We start from the raw sequence: 16,085 nt of genomic DNA, 5'->3' as shown, positions 1-16,085 counted from the left end.
CGCCAGCCAGCCTGATGCATATCAAGCGAAGCGGCGCACATTTGCAAGCTTTTGCAAAATTCCGGCATAATCGTCCGGATTCGCCCGCCTGCACGGCGGCACCACCGATTACAGCATAGGCATTCCTCATGGCACTGATTCCAACCACCATCCTCACCGGTTTCCTGGGCGCCGGCAAAACCACCTTGCTCAACCGCATACTGCAGGAAGACCATGGCATGCGTATCGCCGTGATCGAAAATGAGTTTGGCCAGGAAAACATCGACAATGAAATCCTGGTACAGGATAGCAACGAGCACATCATCGAGATGAACAACGGCTGCATCTGCTGCACCGTGCGCGGCGACCTGATCGTCGGCCTGACGGAACTGGCGCGCAAGCGCGACGCCGGCCTGATCGCGTTTGACCGCGTCGTCATCGAAACGACGGGCCTGGCCAACCCAGGCCCCGTGGCGCAAACCTTCTTTGTCGACGAAGAAGTGGGCAGCCACTACATGCTTGACGCCATCATCACGGTAGTCGATGCCCGCCATGCCATGAAGCAACTCGATGAATATGAGGAAGCACAGCGGCAAGTAGGCTTTGCCGACAAGCTGCTGCTGTCGAAAACCGACCTCGTCAGTCCAACCGAGGTCGATACCCTGACCCGCCGTTTGAAACGCATCAATCCCCGCGCGCCCATCGCCAAGGTCGATTTCGGTCGCGCCCCGCTGGCCGAGGTGCTCGACATCCGTGGTTTTAATCTGAACGAAAAGCTGGAACTGGATCCGGACTTTCTCGCCACCGAAAGCGGCCACGTGCATGATCACGACAAAGCGCATGACAAAGCGCATGATCCAGCGCACGCGCATGAACACGAACAGGGCCATGAGCACGCACAGGAGCACGCACACGAGCACAGCGACGCCTGCGCCACCGATTGCGGCCATGTCGACCACCACCATGCGCAACACAGCGACGACATCGCCGCCTTTGTTTTCAAGAGTACACAACCGTTTGACAGCGCCAAGCTCGATGAGTTCCTCGGCGGCCTGGTGCAGGTGTATGGCCCGCGCATGCTGCGCTACAAGGGCGTGCTGCTGATGCAGGGTGCCGAGCGCAAGGTGGTGTTTCAGGGCGTGCACCAGTTAATGGGCAGCGACCTGGGCGCCAAATGGGGCGAAAACGAAGTGCGCGGCAGCAAAATGGTGTTTATTGGCAAAAATCTACCAAAAGACATTTTTATTCGCGGACTCGAACAATGTTTGGTATAAACTAGCCGGGTTTTGCAAAGTACCCGTTGCAAACCATAAACAAAAGGGAAAATTAAGCACGCTTTCCCGCTGCCTGACGACAATCTTGCTGACATAATCCAACAAGCGGCCACATCTGATCGGCTAGTCAACAAATCGGGATGGCAATATAAAGCAAAGCGTGCCAAAATCAGCGACGAAAACGGCCCATGTCTTTCGCCTGTCATGAAATGCTGGCAAACTGCCGCTGGCCGCATGCCAGGCATGCAAGCGATCCACCCAACACGTAGGTCGACGCGGCAAGCGCGACCGGCCTATAGCGGTAACAAGTTATCAACATGGCAAATGTAGCCGGCCGGTAGTCTTGGCCGCCGGCAAGCCAAGGTCGCAAGCAGTATAGCGGGACAGCAATGCCAAGCGGAACCTGTACAGTTGCTCGGCACCGCCGCATCAACTGATCAATTTGAAAACTCTGTCGTATCGAAGGTAAGCGAAGTTATGACCAAAACTAATAAATCGACCCCGGCCGCCAACCAAGACATCCCCCTCATCAGCGAAGATCAAATTCGCGCCATGAGCGAAGATGAGTATATGAATCCGGCACAACTGGCATTCTTCAAGGCACGTTTGCAGCAGCTCGAAAAAGACTTGCTGAAAAATGCCGGCGAAACCACGGAACACTTGCGTGAAACCGTGCTGGTACCGGACCCTGCCGACCGCGCCACCATCGAGGAAGAGCATGCGCTGGAGCTGCGCACGCGCGACCGCGAACGCAAATTGCTGAAAAAAGTACAGCAATCGATCGCCAGCATCGACGGCGGCGACTATGGCTGGTGCGAAGAAACGGCCGAGCCTATCGGCATCCCGCGCCTGATCGCCCGCCCAACCGCCACCCTGTCGCTGGAAGCCCAGCAACGGCGAGAACTGAAGCAAAAACTCTACGGCGACTGATCGCCATGCCCGCAAGGCCGCCCGGCGGCTGCGCGCTGGCAGCAAAAAAAGCACACAACCTGCGTTGCGTGCTTTTTTTTCGTCCCGCGCCGACTACACTGAAGCAGGCACGGCCGCAGCACGTGGCGCTTGCAATTGCCTTTTCCATCCCCACTTTTGAGCCATGGGCGCGCAAGCGCATGACACTGCACGCGTAGGCATGAATTTTTTGAGGTCATTATGGAACAATTTCACGGCACCACCATCCTCTGCGTCCGGCGCGGCAAGCAAGTCGCCCTGGGCGGCGACGGTCAGGTAACGCTGGGCAACATCGTCATGAAGGGCACGGCCCGCAAGGTGCGCAAGTTATACCAGGGCAAGGTCCTGGTAGGCTTTGCCGGCGGTACCGCCGACGCCTTCACCCTGCTCGACCGTTTCGAAGGCAAGCTGGAAAAACACCAGGGCAACCTGCTGCGCGCCTCCGTCGAACTGGCCAAGGACTGGCGCACTGACCGCGTGCTGCGCCGCCTGGAGGCGATGCTGCTGGTGGCCGACAGCGAGTCGACCCTGGTCATCACGGGTAACGGCGACGTGCTCGAACCGGAAGACGGCATCGGCGCCATCGGCTCGGGCGGCATCTACGCCCAGTCCGCCGCCAAGGCGCTGCAGGAAAACACGGACTTGTCGCCGGCCGAAGTGGTCAAGAAATCGCTGACCATCGCCGCCGAGCTGTGCATTTATACGAATATGTCGCACATCATCGAAACGTTAGATTAAGAGTCCCCCGAGAAAACGCCCATGGCTGCGTTGCATGGCCTGGGCGTACAAAAACGTACTGTCTGCGGCCACGCGCCTTGCCCTGAACGTTTTTCGAGCACTCTACGCAAAGAAAATGGAAAGCCAAATATGATCATGAACATGACCCCGTCGGAAATCGTCGCCGAACTCGACAAGCACGTGGTGGGCCAGGCCAAGGCCAAGCGCGCCGTCGCCATCGCCTTGCGCAACCGCTGGCGCCGCCAGCAGGTGGCCGAGCCCCTGCGCCATGAAATCACGCCCAAGAACATCCTCATGATCGGCCCCACGGGCGTCGGCAAGACGGAAATCGCGCGCCGCCTGGCCAAGCTGGCCGAGGCGCCCTTCATCAAGATCGAGGCGACCAAGTTTACGGAAGTGGGCTATGTGGGCCGCGACGTCGACACCATCATCCGCGACCTGATCGACATCGGCATCAAGCAGACGCGCGCCTCTGAAATGAAGAAAGTACGCGCGCGCGCCGAAGATGCGGCGGAAGACCGCATCATCGACATCCTGGTGCCGCCGGCGCGCGACTTCGGCTTCACCTCGAATACGGCAGCGGCCGTGGACACGGGCGGCAGCGGCGACAGCACGCGCCAGACCTTCCGCAAGCGCCTGCGCCAGGGTGAACTCGATGACAAGGAAATCGAAATCGAGCTGGCCGACGCGGGCGCGCAGATGGAAATCATGGCGCCGCCGGGCATGGAAGAAATGACGGAGCAGATCAAGTCCATGTTTTCCGGCGTGGGCGCGCAGCGCAAGAGGGCGCGCAAGGTCAAGATCAAGGAGGCGTTGAAACTGCTGGCCGAGGAAGAAGCGGCCAAGCTGGTGAACGACGAAGAGCTGAAACAGAAAGCCATCCAGAACGTGGAGCAGAACGGCATCGTCTTCCTGGACGAAATCGACAAGATCGCCTCGCGTTCGGAAACCGGGGGCGCCGACGTTTCGCGCGCCGGCGTGCAGCGCGACCTGCTGCCGCTGGTCGAAGGCACGACCGTCAACACCAAGTACGGCATGATACGCACGGACCATATCCTGTTCATCGCCTCGGGCGCTTTCCACCTGTCGAAACCGTCGGACCTGATTCCCGAACTGCAGGGGCGCTTTCCGATCCGCGTGGAACTGGAGTCGCTGTCGATCTCGGACTTCGAGCGCATTTTGACCAGTACCGACGCCTGCCTGACGATGCAGTACGAAGCCTTGCTGGCGACGGAAAACCTGACGCTGAAATTTGCGCCAGAAGGCATCACGCGCCTGGCGCAAATCGCCTATGCGGTCAACGAGCGCACGGAAAACATCGGCGCACGCCGCCTGTACACGGTGATGGAAAAACTGCTGGAAGAAGTATCGTTTACGGCCAGCGAAGGCAGCAGCACCACGGAAAACCTGCTGGTGATCGACGCCGCGTATGTGAATGAGCGCCTGGAAGCGTTGTCGGTCAACGAAGACCTGTCGCGCTACGTGCTGTAATCAAGGAGGGGACCGATGGCAAACAAGGCATTGGCGACGCGGCAGAAAATGCAGTTCCGCGTCGAACCCTCGCAAAAACCACGCAACCCGGTGGCAGCTGCCGCCCTGCAGCGCGCCGCCGGGGCGCATGTCAAAACCGTTTCCGGCCAGCGCCAGCAGGAAAAACGCTTGCTGGCGAAACTGCTGCTGAAAGTAGACGTCAAAGACTGATCTCAAAATGTCCATGGCAAGGCGCATGGGTGAAGACAGTCTGAATAATACGGCGAGGCCATGCAACATGGCCATCGCAGGCCGCCCGCGGACACCCCCAGGGGCGTCCGCCATCAGGCCACCATCTGCCAGCGCGTCTGCCTGAATCGCAGCACGACGCACCCGGCGAATTCATCTGAGCCAGTACCGCCGCCTCGCAGGCGCGCTTTGCATGGCTGTGCGCCAGTGTCATCGCTTTTTCCACAAAGTACTATTACCTTGTGCAAAGTGCCATTCCCGGCTACATTAGGTAGCGTAATCCACTACTAAACTTGTAAAAAAGGATACCTCGTGAGTTCACCTGAACTGCTCTTGCGCGTGCTTCGCACCCAATTGCGCGCCGTCGGCATCACCTATAAGGTACTGGCTGAACGCATCGCCATGAGCGAGTCGAGCGTCAAGCGCATGTTTGGCCAGCACGACATGTCGCTGTCGCGCCTGGCCCTGATCTGCAAGGCCTCCGGCATTGCCATGGAAGACGTGCTGCGCGGCGCGGCCGACATCACGCCGCACGCCGACACGCTCACCCTGATACAGGAAAAATCCCTGGTGGCGCACCCGCGATTGCTGCTGGTGGCGATCTGCTGCCTGGGACACTGGAGCCTGGAGCAGGTGGTGGAAACGTATGCGCTGACGCAGGCCGAGTGCATAGTCTGCCTGGCCGAGCTGGACCGCCTGGGCTTGATCGAACTCAAACCGCTGAACCGCTACAGCCTGCGCGTCTCGAACGCCTTCCACTGGCTGGCCGACGGCCCCGTGCAGCAGTACTTCCGCGAGCACGTGGTGGCCGACTATTTCAGCGGGCATTTTGACGGCGCCGGCGAAACCTTGATGTGCATCCCCGCGCGCCTGTCGCTATCGAGCGCGCAGGAGCTGGTGCAGAAAATCCGCTCCCTGGCCGAGGAGCTGGCGCGGCTGCACCAGAACGACCGGCGCCTGGCGTCACAGGAGCGCGATGGCTTTACCCTGCTGCTGGGTTTCCGCTCCTGGGAGTTTGCCGCCTTCACGGCGCTGCGCCGCAGCGCGGCGGCAGCCCTCCCCGCCACGCCGGCCGCCAGTTACCAGACGGGACCCAGGAACAGATAGAACGTGCTCTCGCCGCCCTTGGACGCGCCTGAGGCCACGTACACGGGGCCGAAACGGGTGTCGACCGAAATGAAGGCACTGCTCGCCTGCGTGAACTTGCTGGCCTTCCAGCGCTCGCTCTGATCGAAGCCGCCGCCCATTTCCAGCGAAAAGCCGGCCCGCACGGCGCCGCCCAGGGTGCTGGGCAGGGAACCGATGCGGCGCGCCATCACCAGGCGCGCCAGGGCGATGCTGCGCCCGCTCACCGATTCAAATTCCGTGCCGGACAGGCGCAGGAAGCCACCCAGGTTGAGCGGCGCCTCGCCGCGCTGCGCGCGTGCCCATTCGCCATATACATGGCCGGCCCAGTTACCGTAACCGAACGCCTTCAGCGCCGTCAGCGAGGAGCGGCCCAGCGCCGCTTCGCCCGAGCCGGTGGTCGATGCGCGCGTCCAGGTGGCGTCGAACAGCACGCCGCGCGTGGGAAAACCGGGCGAATCGAGCGTATCGGCGCGAAATTGCACGAAATGGGTGGTGCCCAGCGAACGCGACTCCGGCTGCGTGGGATCGGCCGGTATCGCCAGCTTGCCCTTGATCTCGGTGCGCGTGACACCAAACTGCAGATCGCCCCAGCTACCGAACTCGCGTCCCAGTACCACTGCCCCCACCTGGCCGTTATACGCCAGGCGCGCGCTGCGCCGGCCCTGGTCGAACAAATCCATCGCCGACGAGCTGTATTGCAGCTGTGGCGCGATATACCACGGGTTGCCGGCGCCCAGCGGCTGCCAGAACTGCACGCCGAAGCCGCGTGCGTTGCCAATCTGCGCCGTGCTGCGCAACTCGCCGCCCCAGCTGTTCAGGTTCGAACGCACATGCAGCAGCTTGAGGGCAAAGTTATTGCTGTCCTTGAAATCGCTGGCCAGTTCCAGGCCCACGCGCAGGCGGTTGCTGGCCCATGGCGCTTCGACCGCCTTGATGGTCACCGTGCGCTGCTCGCCCGCGTCGACCACTTCGCTCTCCACGCGCGCCACGTCGCCGCGTCCATACAGCTTGCCGGCCGCCTTGAGCACATCTTCCTGGGTGACTAACTGGCCCTCGACCAGCCCCGATTGGGCTTGCAAGATGCGCGGGTTGATATCACCCTCGCTTTCCATGGCCAGGCGCGTCAGCGGCAAGGCCACATCCAGCAGCGCAGGCGCGGCCAGGCGCAGCTGCTCGCGCGCCGCATACTGCTCCGGCGGCAGGGCCAGCGGCGCCAGGCGGGCAGCCAGCGCCTGCGCCGCCTGTTCGCCAGCACGCATGGCGCGCGCATAATTTTCAAAGTCGAGAAAGCTCACGCCGGTCAGGTCCGGCGCCACCAGGATATCTTGCGGGCGCAATTCCTTGAGCGAACGCTGCACGTTCTGTTCCGTGAGGATCTGCAGCATCTGCTGCGCCACGCCGATGGCGCTGCCCAGGTCTTTTTCCCGCGCCAGCGGCGTGCCCACGTTGACGGCGATGACGATATCGGCGCCCATGGCGCGCGCCATGTCGACGGGCAGGTTGCGCACCAAGCCCCCATCGACCACCAGGCGGTTATTCACGCGCACGGGAGAAAACACGCCCGGCACGGCCAGCGAAGCGCGCATCGACAGGAACAGCGGCGTGTCGACCAGTTCCACCAATTCGCCGCTGACCAGGTCCGACGCCACCGAGCGAAACGGCAACGGCAACTGGCTGGCCGGGCGATCGCGCATGCCTGCCGGCAATAAACGGTTCAGCGCCATCTCCAGCGCCGCATTGCTGGCGGCGGCCGGCGGCGTGGAAATGCCGTTGCGGCTGAGGCCAAATTCGATGCGCGAGGGCAGCAATAAATCTTCCTCGCGGCGGCGAAACATCAGTTCGTCGCGCGGCGGACGGTCGGCCACCACGCGCGCCCAATTGGTTTCGCGCGCCATCTTTTCCAGCTCCGCCACGGAAGCGCCAGCCGCATACGCGCCGCCCACCACGCCGCCCATGCTGGTGCCCACCACCATGTCGACCGGCACATGCAGTTCCTGCAGCACTTTCAACACGCCGATATGCGCCAGGCCGCGCGCGCCGCCGCCCGACAGTACCAGGGCGATGCGCGGGCGCGCCGGTGGCGGCGCAGGCGATACTTGGGCGGTGGCGGCGGCAACATCGGCGGCGGCGCGGGCTTGCGGCAAGGCGCACAGCGCCGCCACGCAGCCTGCTGCCAGGACGGCACGGATCGAGAACATGAAGACTCCTGTTGCGATGGCGGCACGGCGCCATCGGCATAGACTGATGCGAAAGTATTACTGAATCAACTCTGCGGCGCCGGGACGGGCGTCACCTGGGGCGCCGCCGGCATCTGCACCGGTGGACGCTGCGCTTCCATCGGCATCGGCGGCGGCACCAGGTTCGTCGCCGGTGCGGGCGCGGGAACGGCAGCCGGAATCACCGCCGGCAAGGCCTGCGCCTTGTCGTCAGCCACGAGGTCGATGCGCTTGCTCACACCGCCGTCCAACAGCAGCACATGGCGCGCATGCACTTCCTGCACCGTCACGCCGGGCGCCACTTCGGCGCCTTCCGGCAAGGCCACGGAAGGCTTGCCGTCGGTGGAGATGATGGCCACGCTGCCGCGGCCATTGCTGGCCGCCACCACGCCCTTGAGCTGGTAGTTGCTGGCCGTGGCCACGCTGACCTGGCCGCCGAACAGCGAGGCGCCCGCCTCCACGCTGGCGTCCTGCACCACCGGCACGGGGGGCGGGTTGATGGGGCGTTGCGGTGCCTTGAACAGCTGCATGGCCCAATAGGCCAACGATACGGACAGCGCCACGACGGCGAGCAAACTTGTAAATTGGGGCAAACGCTTCATGGCTTCCTTGATATTTCTCTTAACGCACCAATTGATTAATCTCGATAATCGGCATCAATACGGCCAGCACGATCAGCAGCACCACCACGCCCATGGCCAGGATCAGGGCCGGCTCCAGCAGGCCTGCAATGGTCAGGGTGCGGCGTTCCAGGTCCTGCTCCTGGGCGCTGGCGGCGCGCTCCAGCATGGCCGGCAGCTCGCCCGTGATTTCGCCGGCACGTATCATGTGGATCAGCATGGGCGGAAAATGCTTTTGCGCCGACAGCGCGCGCGCCAGGCTGACGCCCTCGCGCACGGCGCCGCTGGCATCAGCCACCAGTTCCTGCATCGCCACGTTGGTGAGGGTGTCGCGGCTGGTGTCGAGCGCGCGCAAAATCGGCACGCCGGAGCCGGTGGTGATGGCCAGGGTGCTGGCGAAACGCGCCGTATTCAGGCTGCGCTCGAACTTGCCATACAGGGGCGCCGTCAGCAGCCAGGTATGCCAGCGCCGCTTCAGTGCCGGCTGCTGCAGCGCGCGGCGCCAGGCGAACCAGGCGCCGATCAGGGCAAGGGCGACGACGATGCCGTAATGGCGCACGAAGTCCGACAGCGCCAGCATGATCACCGTCAGCATGGGCAGCTTTTGCTTGGTATTGGCAAAAACAGAGACGATCTGCGGCACCACGTAGGTGAGCAGGAAGATCACGATGGAAAACGCCACCACCGTGACGATGGCAGGGTAGGTGAACGCCAGCTTGACCTTCTGCACCAGCGCATTGCGCCGCTCGATGTAGTCGGCCAGGCGCGACAGCACGCGCGACAAATGGCCGATCTGCTCACCCGAGGCCACCAAAGCGCGGTAGATCTCGGCAAAGTCGCGCGGGTGGCGCGACAGCACGTCGGAAAATGCGGCGCCGCCGATGACTTCCGAACGGATCGAGGCGATCAGGTCGCGCAGATACGGCCGCTCGGCCTGTTCGAGCAAGGCGGAGAAGGCCTGTTCCAGCGGCAGGCCAGCTTCCAGCAAACTGGCCAGCTGGCGCGTAAACAAGGCCAGCTCGGTGCTCGACAGGCGCTCGCCGAAGCCGCGCCGGCGGGTCACGCCGGCGGCGTCCACCTGCGCGGCGATCTGCTCGACGGCCAACGGCACCAGGCCTTGCACGCGCAGCTCGGCGCGCGCGGAACGGGGACTGTCGGCATTGAGCACGCCCTTGCGGGTGGCGCCTTGCGCGTCGACGGCTTCATAACGGAATGCGGGCATGGTGGAGGGCCTAGTCTTTGGTCACGCGCAGCAATTCAGCCTGCGTGGTGGTGCCGTCGCGCAGCCAGCGTTCGCCGTCGTCGCGCATGCTCAGCATGCCGTCCTGTAGGGCGACGGCGCGCACTTCCGCCTCCGAGGCGCGGTTGTGGATCTGCGCGCGGATCTGCTGCGTCGTGCGCAGCAGTTCATACACGCCGACGCGCCCCTGATAGCCGGTCTGGCCGCAATGCTCGCAGCCCACCGCCTGCCAGTACTGGCCATCGAAGGTTTTACAGGAACCGCACAATTTGCGCACCAGGCGCTGCGCCAGCACGCCCAGCAGCGACGACGACAGCAGGAACGGTTCGATGCCCATGTCGAGCAAGCGCGTCACGGCCGCCGAAGCGTCATTCGTATGCAGGGTCGCCAGCACCAGATGGCCCGTCAGCGACGCCTGCACGGCAATCTGCGCCGTTTCCAGATCGCGGATTTCGCCGATCATGATCACATCGGGATCTTGCCGCAAAATCGCCCGCAGCGCCTTGGCAAATGTCATGTCGATGCGCGGGTTGACCTGCGTCTGGCCCACGCCGGCCAGGTCGTACTCGATCGGGTCTTCCACCGTCAGGATATTCGTCGTCGTCGCGTTGAGCATCGACAGCGCCGCGTACAGGGTGGTGGTCTTGCCCGAGCCGGTGGGCCCCGTGACCAGCACGATGCCGTGCGGCTGCGTGATCAGGCCATCGAACTGTTTCAACATGGGCGCGCTCATGCCCAGGTGCTGCAAGTCCAGGCGGCCTGCTTCCTTGTCCAGCAAACGCAGCACGGCGCGTTCGCCATGCCCGGTCGGCAGGGTCGATACGCGCACGTCGACGGGTTTGCCTCCCACGCGCAGGGTAATGCGGCCGTCCTGCGGCAAGCGCTTTTCAGCGATGTCGAGCTGCGCCATGATCTTGATACGCGAAATGAGCGAACCGTGGATGGCTTTGCGGGGACGCACCACGTCGCGCAGGCTGCCGTCGATGCGAAAGCGCACGACGGAAGTCTGTTCGAACGGCTCGATATGGATATCGGACGCGCCTTCGCGCAGCGCCTGCGTGAGCAGCGCGTTGATCATGCGGATCACGGGCGCGTCGTCCGACGATTCGAGCAAATCCTCGATGGCCGGCACGTCCTGCAGCAGCTTGGTCAAGTCCAGGTCGGCGTCGAATTCATCGGCCATCTGCGAGGCGTCGCCGCCGCCGCCCGCGTAGGCGCTGGCAATGGCAGCATCGAGCTCGCCGCGCGGCAGTACCGTCAACTGGATCTGGCCGAAACGGCGCGACACTTCGGCAATCGCCGCCGGCGCGGTCGATGCCGCCACCAGCACCTCGACCGGGGCGCCGTCCTGCGCGCCGGGCCGGGCCAGCAGGGCGAAATCGCGCGCGTAGGCGTAGGGAAGTAAATTACTCATGACTGGCTGCTCACTTCTGCTGCGGTTGCGGCTGTTGCTGCTGCTGGTATTGCTGCAGTATCGACTGCGGCGGCGTGGCCGCGTTGGCCGGCGCGCCTGGCGGCGGCGTCGGCGCCGGCGGCACCGGGCGCGTCACCATGTTGCCGCCCACCGGCTGGCCATCTTGCAGGGCTGGCAGCACAGGGGTGCCCAGGTCTTTCAGCATCACGTTCCCCGTGGCCGGCACGGCAGCCGTTTCGGCCGAGCGCATGTAATCGTAGCGGTCGGCCGCCAGGCTGCCGCTCTGCTCCTTGTTGCGCACGATGACAGGGCGCAGGAAGATCATCAGATTGGTCTTCTTGCGCTCGCGCGTCTGGTACTTGAACAGGTTGCCAATCAGGGGGATGTCGCCCAGGCCGCGCACTTTTTCCGCGTTGTCGCCCGTGCTGTCCTCGATCAGGCCGCCCAGCACAATGATCTGCCCATCGTCGGCCAGCACATTGTTTTCGATCACGCGGTTGTTGATGGTGATGCCGCTGACGGCCGTCGACGTGGATTTATCCACGCTCGACGTCTCGTGATAGATGGCCAGCTTGATGGTGCCGCCCTCGGAAATCTGCGGACGCACCTTCAGGGTCAGGCCCACTTCCTTGCGGTCGATGGTCTGGAACGGGTTGGTGTTGGTGCCGGCCGTGCTGGTGTACTGGCCCGTCAGGATAGGCACGTTCTGGCCCACCTTGATGGACGCCAGCTCGTTGTCCAGGGTGATCAGGTTCGGCGTCGACAGGATATTCGCGTTGCCGTCCGATTCCAGCGCGTGCGCCAGGGCGCCCAGGCCCAGGGCGCCGTTGATCTGTTTGAAGATGCCCAGCGTCAGGCCGCCCGTCGGCAAGACCGCGCCATTGCCGGTGGCGAGGGCGGCGATATTGTTGGTGGTGCCCGTGGCGAACGACTGCAGTGCGCCCACGCGGTAGCTGCTGCTGCTGTCGCCGGACAGGCCCAGCCACTGCACGCCGAATTCGGATGCCTTGGACGACGTCACTTCGACGATCAGCGCCTCGATGTAGACCTGGGCGCGGCGCACGTCAAGCTGGTCGATCACGGCGCGCAGGTTGCGGTAGACGGCTTCGTTGCAAGTGAGGATCAGGGTATTCGTCGAAACGTCGGCCTGGATGAAGCCGGCCGCGCCGCCCGACGACAGCTGCTGCGGCCCGTTGCTCAGCGAAGCGCCGCCCGTGGTGCCGCTTTGCGAACTGCCGCCCAGCCCCGTGCTATTCATGCCGCTGCTGCTGTTCTGGCTATTCTGGTTGTTCGTATTGACGCTGCTGGTGTTGCCCTGCTGCGCCGTGGCGGCAGTGCCGTCGGACGTCACCACCGAGCGCAGGGTCTGCGCCAGCTTGGTGGCGTCGGCGTTCTTCAGGTACACCACGTGCACATTGCCCAGCTGGTTGGTGGGCTGGTCCAGCTTCGAGATCAGCGACTTGGCCAGGTTGGCGCGCGCTGCCGACGGCGCGCGCAGCACCAGCGAATTGGTGCGCGGGTCGGCCAGCACGGAGACCTTGCCGCCATCTGCTGCGGCGCCGGCACCGGCGCTGCCGCCTTCCATCAGCTTGTTGACCATCGAGGCCAGGTCGGAGGCGATCGCGTAGCGCACGGGGATCACGTCGAGGTCCGTCGAGGCGGGCACGTCGAGCGCGGCGATAATCTTCGCCAGGCGCTTGAGGTTATCCGCGTAATCGGTGATCACCAGCGAGTTGTTGCCCGGGTTGGCGTTGATCGTGTTATTCGGCGAAATCAGGGGGCGCAGCACGGCCACCAGGTTGGCCGACGATTCGTAATTCAGGTAAAACACCTGGGTGGCGATCTGGTCGCCCTTCACCTGGCTGGCGCCGTTGCCCACCTGGGTCGGCACGGACTGCAGCTTGGCGTCCGCTTCCGGCACCACCTTGGCGTAACCGTCGCCGGAGACCACCGCGTAGCCCTGCAAGCGCAAGGCCGATGCCAGCAGCGCGAACGCCTGGGTCTTGCTGATCGATTTTTCCGACACCAGCGTAATCGTGCCCTTGACGCGCGGGTCGATGACGAAATTGATGTTGGTGTAATGGCCCACCGCCTTGATCACCGACTCGATGTCGGCGCCGACGAAATTGAGCGCCGCTTCGTCGCCGGGTGCGGCCCAGACGGGCGCCGGCATGCCGGCCACGGCACAGCACAGCAAGGCGGCGGCCGACAGGCGGCGCAGCGAAAAGGAGGAGGTATTTTGGCTCACGGATGGTTTTTTCATTGTCTAAACTCTAAGGCGATGATGTTTTTTTCGCTATTGCTACGGCGCTGTCCCAGCAAATTCAACAAACTCGCCAAGGTCTCTTCATATCCTGCTGCGGCCTGGGCCTGGCCGGAAAACTGCATGCGCCCCTGATGCAGGCTGCCGCTGCCATCGAGCAGCAACGGTCCTTTGATGGAGCGCAAGGTCAACGTGGCCTGCTGCCCCTGCCAATCGAAATCGAGTTCATAACTGCCCAGCGGACGCAGGGAAGACAGGCGCGAGGCCATGTCCGTCATTTGCAAGGTGGTGCGCCCGATGGCGGAAAACTGCTGCTTTTCCAACGCCAGCTCCAGGGTACTCCACGACAGACGCATGCTGCCCGTCGGCGCCACGGTATTCAAGGGTGCGCCCAGGCCACCCAGGCCATCGGCCGGCAGCAGCAAGGCTGCCGGGCTGACCTGCCAGTGCGACCAGGAACCGCGCAAGTTCACCGCTTGCGACAGCGCCAGCGGGTTTTGCAGTTCCACGTCCACCGAGCCCCACAGCACGGAAGGCGAAATACGCCAGCTGAAGCGCCCCGGCAGCAAGGGCGTCACGGCACCATTCGCGCTGGCCGCCCCGCCGATAAAGGCCGAGCCGCGCCACAGGGTACCTTGCGCGTCGCCCAAGGTCAAACGCCCGCCCGTCTGCTTTTCCACGCTGCCCGCCATCCAGCCGGCCGGGAAAAATACCAGCAGGGTCAGGCACACGCTGACAAGGATTGCCAGCAGCCATCCCAGCAAGCGCATCATCGGGCCGCGCCCGGACTCTGGTGCAGGCTCAGGGTGGCGTTCACCTGTCCCGCCTTGTCCTGCGCCGTGATGGCCGCTTCCTGCACCGCGATGCGGCCTTCGCGGCGCAGGCCGTCCAGCCACAGCATGACGCTGGCAAACGGCACGCCGTTCAGCTGCACGCGCGCATACTCTCCCGTCAGCGACAGCGATTGCGGCGCCAGGCCGCGTGCTTTCAACGACGCTTCCAGGCTGGCGCGGTTCATGGCAGCGACCTGTACGGGCGCCTGGCGCGCCAGTTCACCCGCTTCGCGCGCCAGCGCCTGCAGCTGGGCCGCGTTCTGGCGCAGCTCGGGCAAGCTCTTTTGCAGGGCGATGCGTCCCGTCCATGCCGGCTCGAAAAATACCGCATACCCCAGCGCCAGGCCCGCCACCAGGCCGCCGATGGCCAGCAGCTTGCGCTCCTGCGGCGTGCGCGCTCCCCAGAACGCCTGCACAGCCTGTTGCTGCCCTATCAGCGCGGCGCGCGCCTTGTTCAATGCTGTACTCATGCTTTTGCTCCCGTGGCAGGCGTGATTTTCCACACGCCCGGCGCCGTTTCATTCAGGGCCAGCTTGCGCGCGGCCAAACCGTCGCGCACCTGCGCCTGGGCGCTGGCGTCGACCATGTCCGGCTTGAGCTTGACGATCAGGCTGCGTTCGCGGTATTCCAGCGACGCCACCACGCCGCGCCCGGCCAGGCCGCCCAGCGCCTCGCCCAGCGCCGCGCTCATGCTGGTGAAGTCATCCATGCTTGCCTGGCCGCCCTGCAGGCGGGCCGCAGCGATATTGCGCCGCATCTGCTCCGCTTCCAGGCCATACACGGGCGCCTCGTTGGGATACGCCGCCTTGAAGGTTTGCTGCATCGAGGTGCGCACGGTGGCCGCTTCGCGTTTCAAGCGCATCCATTCGATATTCATGCCAGCCAGGTTGACGATCACCGTCAGCAGCGCCAGGCGCAGTGGCCAGCGCCAGCGCCGCCACTCGGCCGCCGATCCCGTCGCCGTGTCCAGCCCGCCCGCCAGGTCCAGCGGCGCGCTGCGGGCACCGGCGATCCAGTGCGCCCAATGATCCTGCTCCACCGTCACGCCGTCCATGCTGGCGGCCAGTTGTTGATATTGCGCAAGCTCGGCCTGCGCCACGTACACCGTCAAGGGCACGTCGCCGGCAAAGGCGCGCGTCGTCAGCAGCGCCTGCTGCGGTAGCAAAGGCAGCACCAGGCCCATGCCCTCTTGCGGCGCCTGGCGCAAGGCCAGCTCCAGGCTATCACCGGCCGCTTGCAGGGCGGCCGTCACGCTGCCCGGCTGCAACGGCAGGCATAGCTGCGACGGCAGCAGCGCTACCTTGCGCGCGCCCTGCGCCAGCAAAGCTTTCACCAGCACCTCGGCCCAGGCGCGCTGCGCCACGGCCACCGTGCGCATGCCGGCAGCGTCCGACGCGCCGGCGGCCAGCAGGCAGTCCTGCGCGTCGCCAAGAATGTACTCTTCCACCAGGCCCGGCAAGGCCGCGCGCAAACGGGCGCCGGCCAGCGGCGGGGTTTTCAGGCGCAGCAGGGTGACGTCGGCCGCCGCCAGCAGCAGCACCACCTGCTTCGCGCCGGCGATCAACTGGCCCAGGCTGCCCAGCGGGGCATTGCCCTGCTGCAGCAAGGCACCGCCGTCGCCGGCGAGCACATAGGAGCAGGCGGGCGCGCTGTCGGTGGATGCCTTGGCCGGGTGCCGGATATACAGTATTGTCAAAGTGACTCGCTTTCAGC

Annotated in this window: 14 protein-coding genes; 6 read left to right on the top strand and 8 right to left on the bottom strand. The window is 64.3% G+C overall.

The genetic code is table 11. The annotated features are described in order from the left end of the window. Positions 1-128 precede the first annotated feature (128 nt). From ACQ4W6_RS00220 to ACQ4W6_RS00195, 6 genes are all read left to right on the top strand, one after another. Positions 129-1,253 (top strand): CobW family GTP-binding protein, encoded by a 1,125-nt coding sequence (locus ACQ4W6_RS00220; protein ID WP_436565201.1) that lies wholly within the window; start codon positions 129-131, stop codon positions 1,251-1,253. Positions 1,254-1,730: 477 nt separating this feature from the next. Then, positions 1,731-2,183: an RNA polymerase-binding protein DksA gene (dksA, locus tag ACQ4W6_RS00215; protein ID WP_436565200.1), complete on the top strand. Its 453-nt coding sequence runs from the start codon at positions 1,731-1,733 to the stop codon at positions 2,181-2,183. A gap of 219 nt (positions 2,184-2,402) precedes the next feature. Beyond that, positions 2,403-2,939, top strand: coding sequence for an ATP-dependent protease subunit HslV (gene hslV, locus ACQ4W6_RS00210; protein WP_436565199.1), 537 nt, complete (start codon positions 2,403-2,405; stop codon positions 2,937-2,939). Between the two features lie 135 nt (positions 2,940-3,074). Continuing rightward, a complete protein-coding gene (gene hslU, locus ACQ4W6_RS00205) occupies positions 3,075-4,430 on the top strand; it encodes an ATP-dependent protease ATPase subunit HslU (protein WP_436565460.1) in 1,356 nt (451 codons plus the stop codon). A 15-nt stretch (positions 4,431-4,445) separates the two neighbouring features. Then, complete coding sequence (locus ACQ4W6_RS00200) at positions 4,446-4,640, top strand: hypothetical protein (protein ID WP_076565067.1); 195 nt, start codon at positions 4,446-4,448, stop codon at positions 4,638-4,640. 330 nt (positions 4,641-4,970) lie between these two features. Continuing rightward, positions 4,971-5,765, top strand: coding sequence for a helix-turn-helix domain-containing protein (locus ACQ4W6_RS00195; protein ID WP_436565198.1), 795 nt, complete (start codon positions 4,971-4,973; stop codon positions 5,763-5,765). On the opposite strand, the gene ACQ4W6_RS00190 is transcribed toward ACQ4W6_RS00195, so the two are convergent. The 8 genes from ACQ4W6_RS00190 to gspL form a co-directional block, all read right to left on the bottom strand. Further along, positions 5,738-7,984, bottom strand: coding sequence for a patatin-like phospholipase family protein (locus tag ACQ4W6_RS00190; protein ID WP_436565197.1), 2,247 nt, complete (start codon positions 7,982-7,984; stop codon positions 5,738-5,740). The two genes, ACQ4W6_RS00195 and ACQ4W6_RS00190, sit on opposite strands and share 28 nt — an antisense overlap. 65 nt (positions 7,985-8,049) lie before the next feature. Then, positions 8,050-8,604 (bottom strand): type II secretion system protein N, encoded by a 555-nt coding sequence (locus ACQ4W6_RS00185; RefSeq protein ID WP_436565196.1) that lies wholly within the window; start codon positions 8,602-8,604, stop codon positions 8,050-8,052. A 19-nt stretch (positions 8,605-8,623) separates the two neighbouring features. Beyond that, the gene (gspF, locus tag ACQ4W6_RS00180; RefSeq protein ID WP_436565195.1) at positions 8,624-9,844 is read right to left on the bottom strand and encodes a type II secretion system inner membrane protein GspF; all 1,221 of its coding nucleotides are present in this window, start codon (positions 9,842-9,844) and stop codon (positions 8,624-8,626) included. Between the two features lie 10 nt (positions 9,845-9,854). Beyond that, positions 9,855-11,276, bottom strand: a complete 1,422-nt coding sequence (gspE, locus tag ACQ4W6_RS00175; RefSeq protein ID WP_436565194.1) for a type II secretion system ATPase GspE — start codon at positions 11,274-11,276, stop codon at positions 9,855-9,857. Positions 11,277-11,286: 10 nt separating this feature from the next. Then, positions 11,287-13,539 (bottom strand): type II secretion system secretin GspD, encoded by a 2,253-nt coding sequence (gene gspD / locus ACQ4W6_RS00170; protein WP_436565193.1) that lies wholly within the window; start codon positions 13,537-13,539, stop codon positions 11,287-11,289. Continuing rightward, positions 13,536-14,312, bottom strand: a complete 777-nt coding sequence (locus tag ACQ4W6_RS00165) for a type II secretion system protein N (protein ID WP_436565192.1) — start codon at positions 14,310-14,312, stop codon at positions 13,536-13,538. Before ACQ4W6_RS00165 ends, gspD begins: the two co-directional genes overlap by 4 nt. Beyond that, entirely contained in the window at positions 14,309-14,842 is a 534-nt protein-coding gene (locus ACQ4W6_RS00160; RefSeq protein WP_436565191.1) for a type II secretion system protein M, read from the bottom strand. Before ACQ4W6_RS00160 ends, ACQ4W6_RS00165 begins: the two co-directional genes overlap by 4 nt. Beyond that, complete coding sequence (gene gspL / locus ACQ4W6_RS00155; RefSeq protein WP_436565190.1) at positions 14,839-16,068, bottom strand: type II secretion system protein GspL; 1,230 nt, start codon at positions 16,066-16,068, stop codon at positions 14,839-14,841. Before gspL ends, ACQ4W6_RS00160 begins: the two co-directional genes overlap by 4 nt. Positions 16,069-16,085 lie beyond the last annotated feature (17 nt).

The organism is Janthinobacterium woesei (genome assembly GCF_051380875.1).
In the GTDB taxonomy this organism is placed as follows: domain Bacteria; phylum Pseudomonadota; class Gammaproteobacteria; order Burkholderiales; family Burkholderiaceae_D; genus Janthinobacterium.
This window is presented reverse-complemented; position numbering and strand designations above follow the sequence as displayed.

Coding starts and splice junctions, on each gene's coding strand:
- ACQ4W6_RS00220 (WP_436565201.1), top strand. CDS start 129: ATGGCACTGATTCCAACCACCATCCTCACCGGTTTCCTGGGCGCCGGC.
- dksA (WP_436565200.1), top strand. CDS start 1,731: ATGACCAAAACTAATAAATCGACCCCGGCCGCCAACCAAGACATCCCC.
- hslV (WP_436565199.1), top strand. CDS start 2,403: ATGGAACAATTTCACGGCACCACCATCCTCTGCGTCCGGCGCGGCAAG.
- hslU (WP_436565460.1), top strand. CDS start 3,075: ATGAACATGACCCCGTCGGAAATCGTCGCCGAACTCGACAAGCACGTG.
- ACQ4W6_RS00200 (WP_076565067.1), top strand. CDS start 4,446: ATGGCAAACAAGGCATTGGCGACGCGGCAGAAAATGCAGTTCCGCGTC.
- ACQ4W6_RS00190 (WP_436565197.1), bottom strand. CDS start 7,984: ATGTTCTCGATCCGTGCCGTCCTGGCAGCAGGCTGCGTGGCGGCGCTG.
- ACQ4W6_RS00185 (WP_436565196.1), bottom strand. CDS start 8,604: ATGAAGCGTTTGCCCCAATTTACAAGTTTGCTCGCCGTCGTGGCGCTG.
- gspF (WP_436565195.1), bottom strand. CDS start 9,844: ATGCCCGCATTCCGTTATGAAGCCGTCGACGCGCAAGGCGCCACCCGC.
- gspE (WP_436565194.1), bottom strand. CDS start 11,276: ATGAGTAATTTACTTCCCTACGCCTACGCGCGCGATTTCGCCCTGCTG.
- gspD (WP_436565193.1), bottom strand. CDS start 13,539: ATGAAAAAACCATCCGTGAGCCAAAATACCTCCTCCTTTTCGCTGCGC.
- ACQ4W6_RS00165 (WP_436565192.1), bottom strand. CDS start 14,312: ATGATGCGCTTGCTGGGATGGCTGCTGGCAATCCTTGTCAGCGTGTGC.
- ACQ4W6_RS00160 (WP_436565191.1), bottom strand. CDS start 14,842: ATGAGTACAGCATTGAACAAGGCGCGCGCCGCGCTGATAGGGCAGCAA.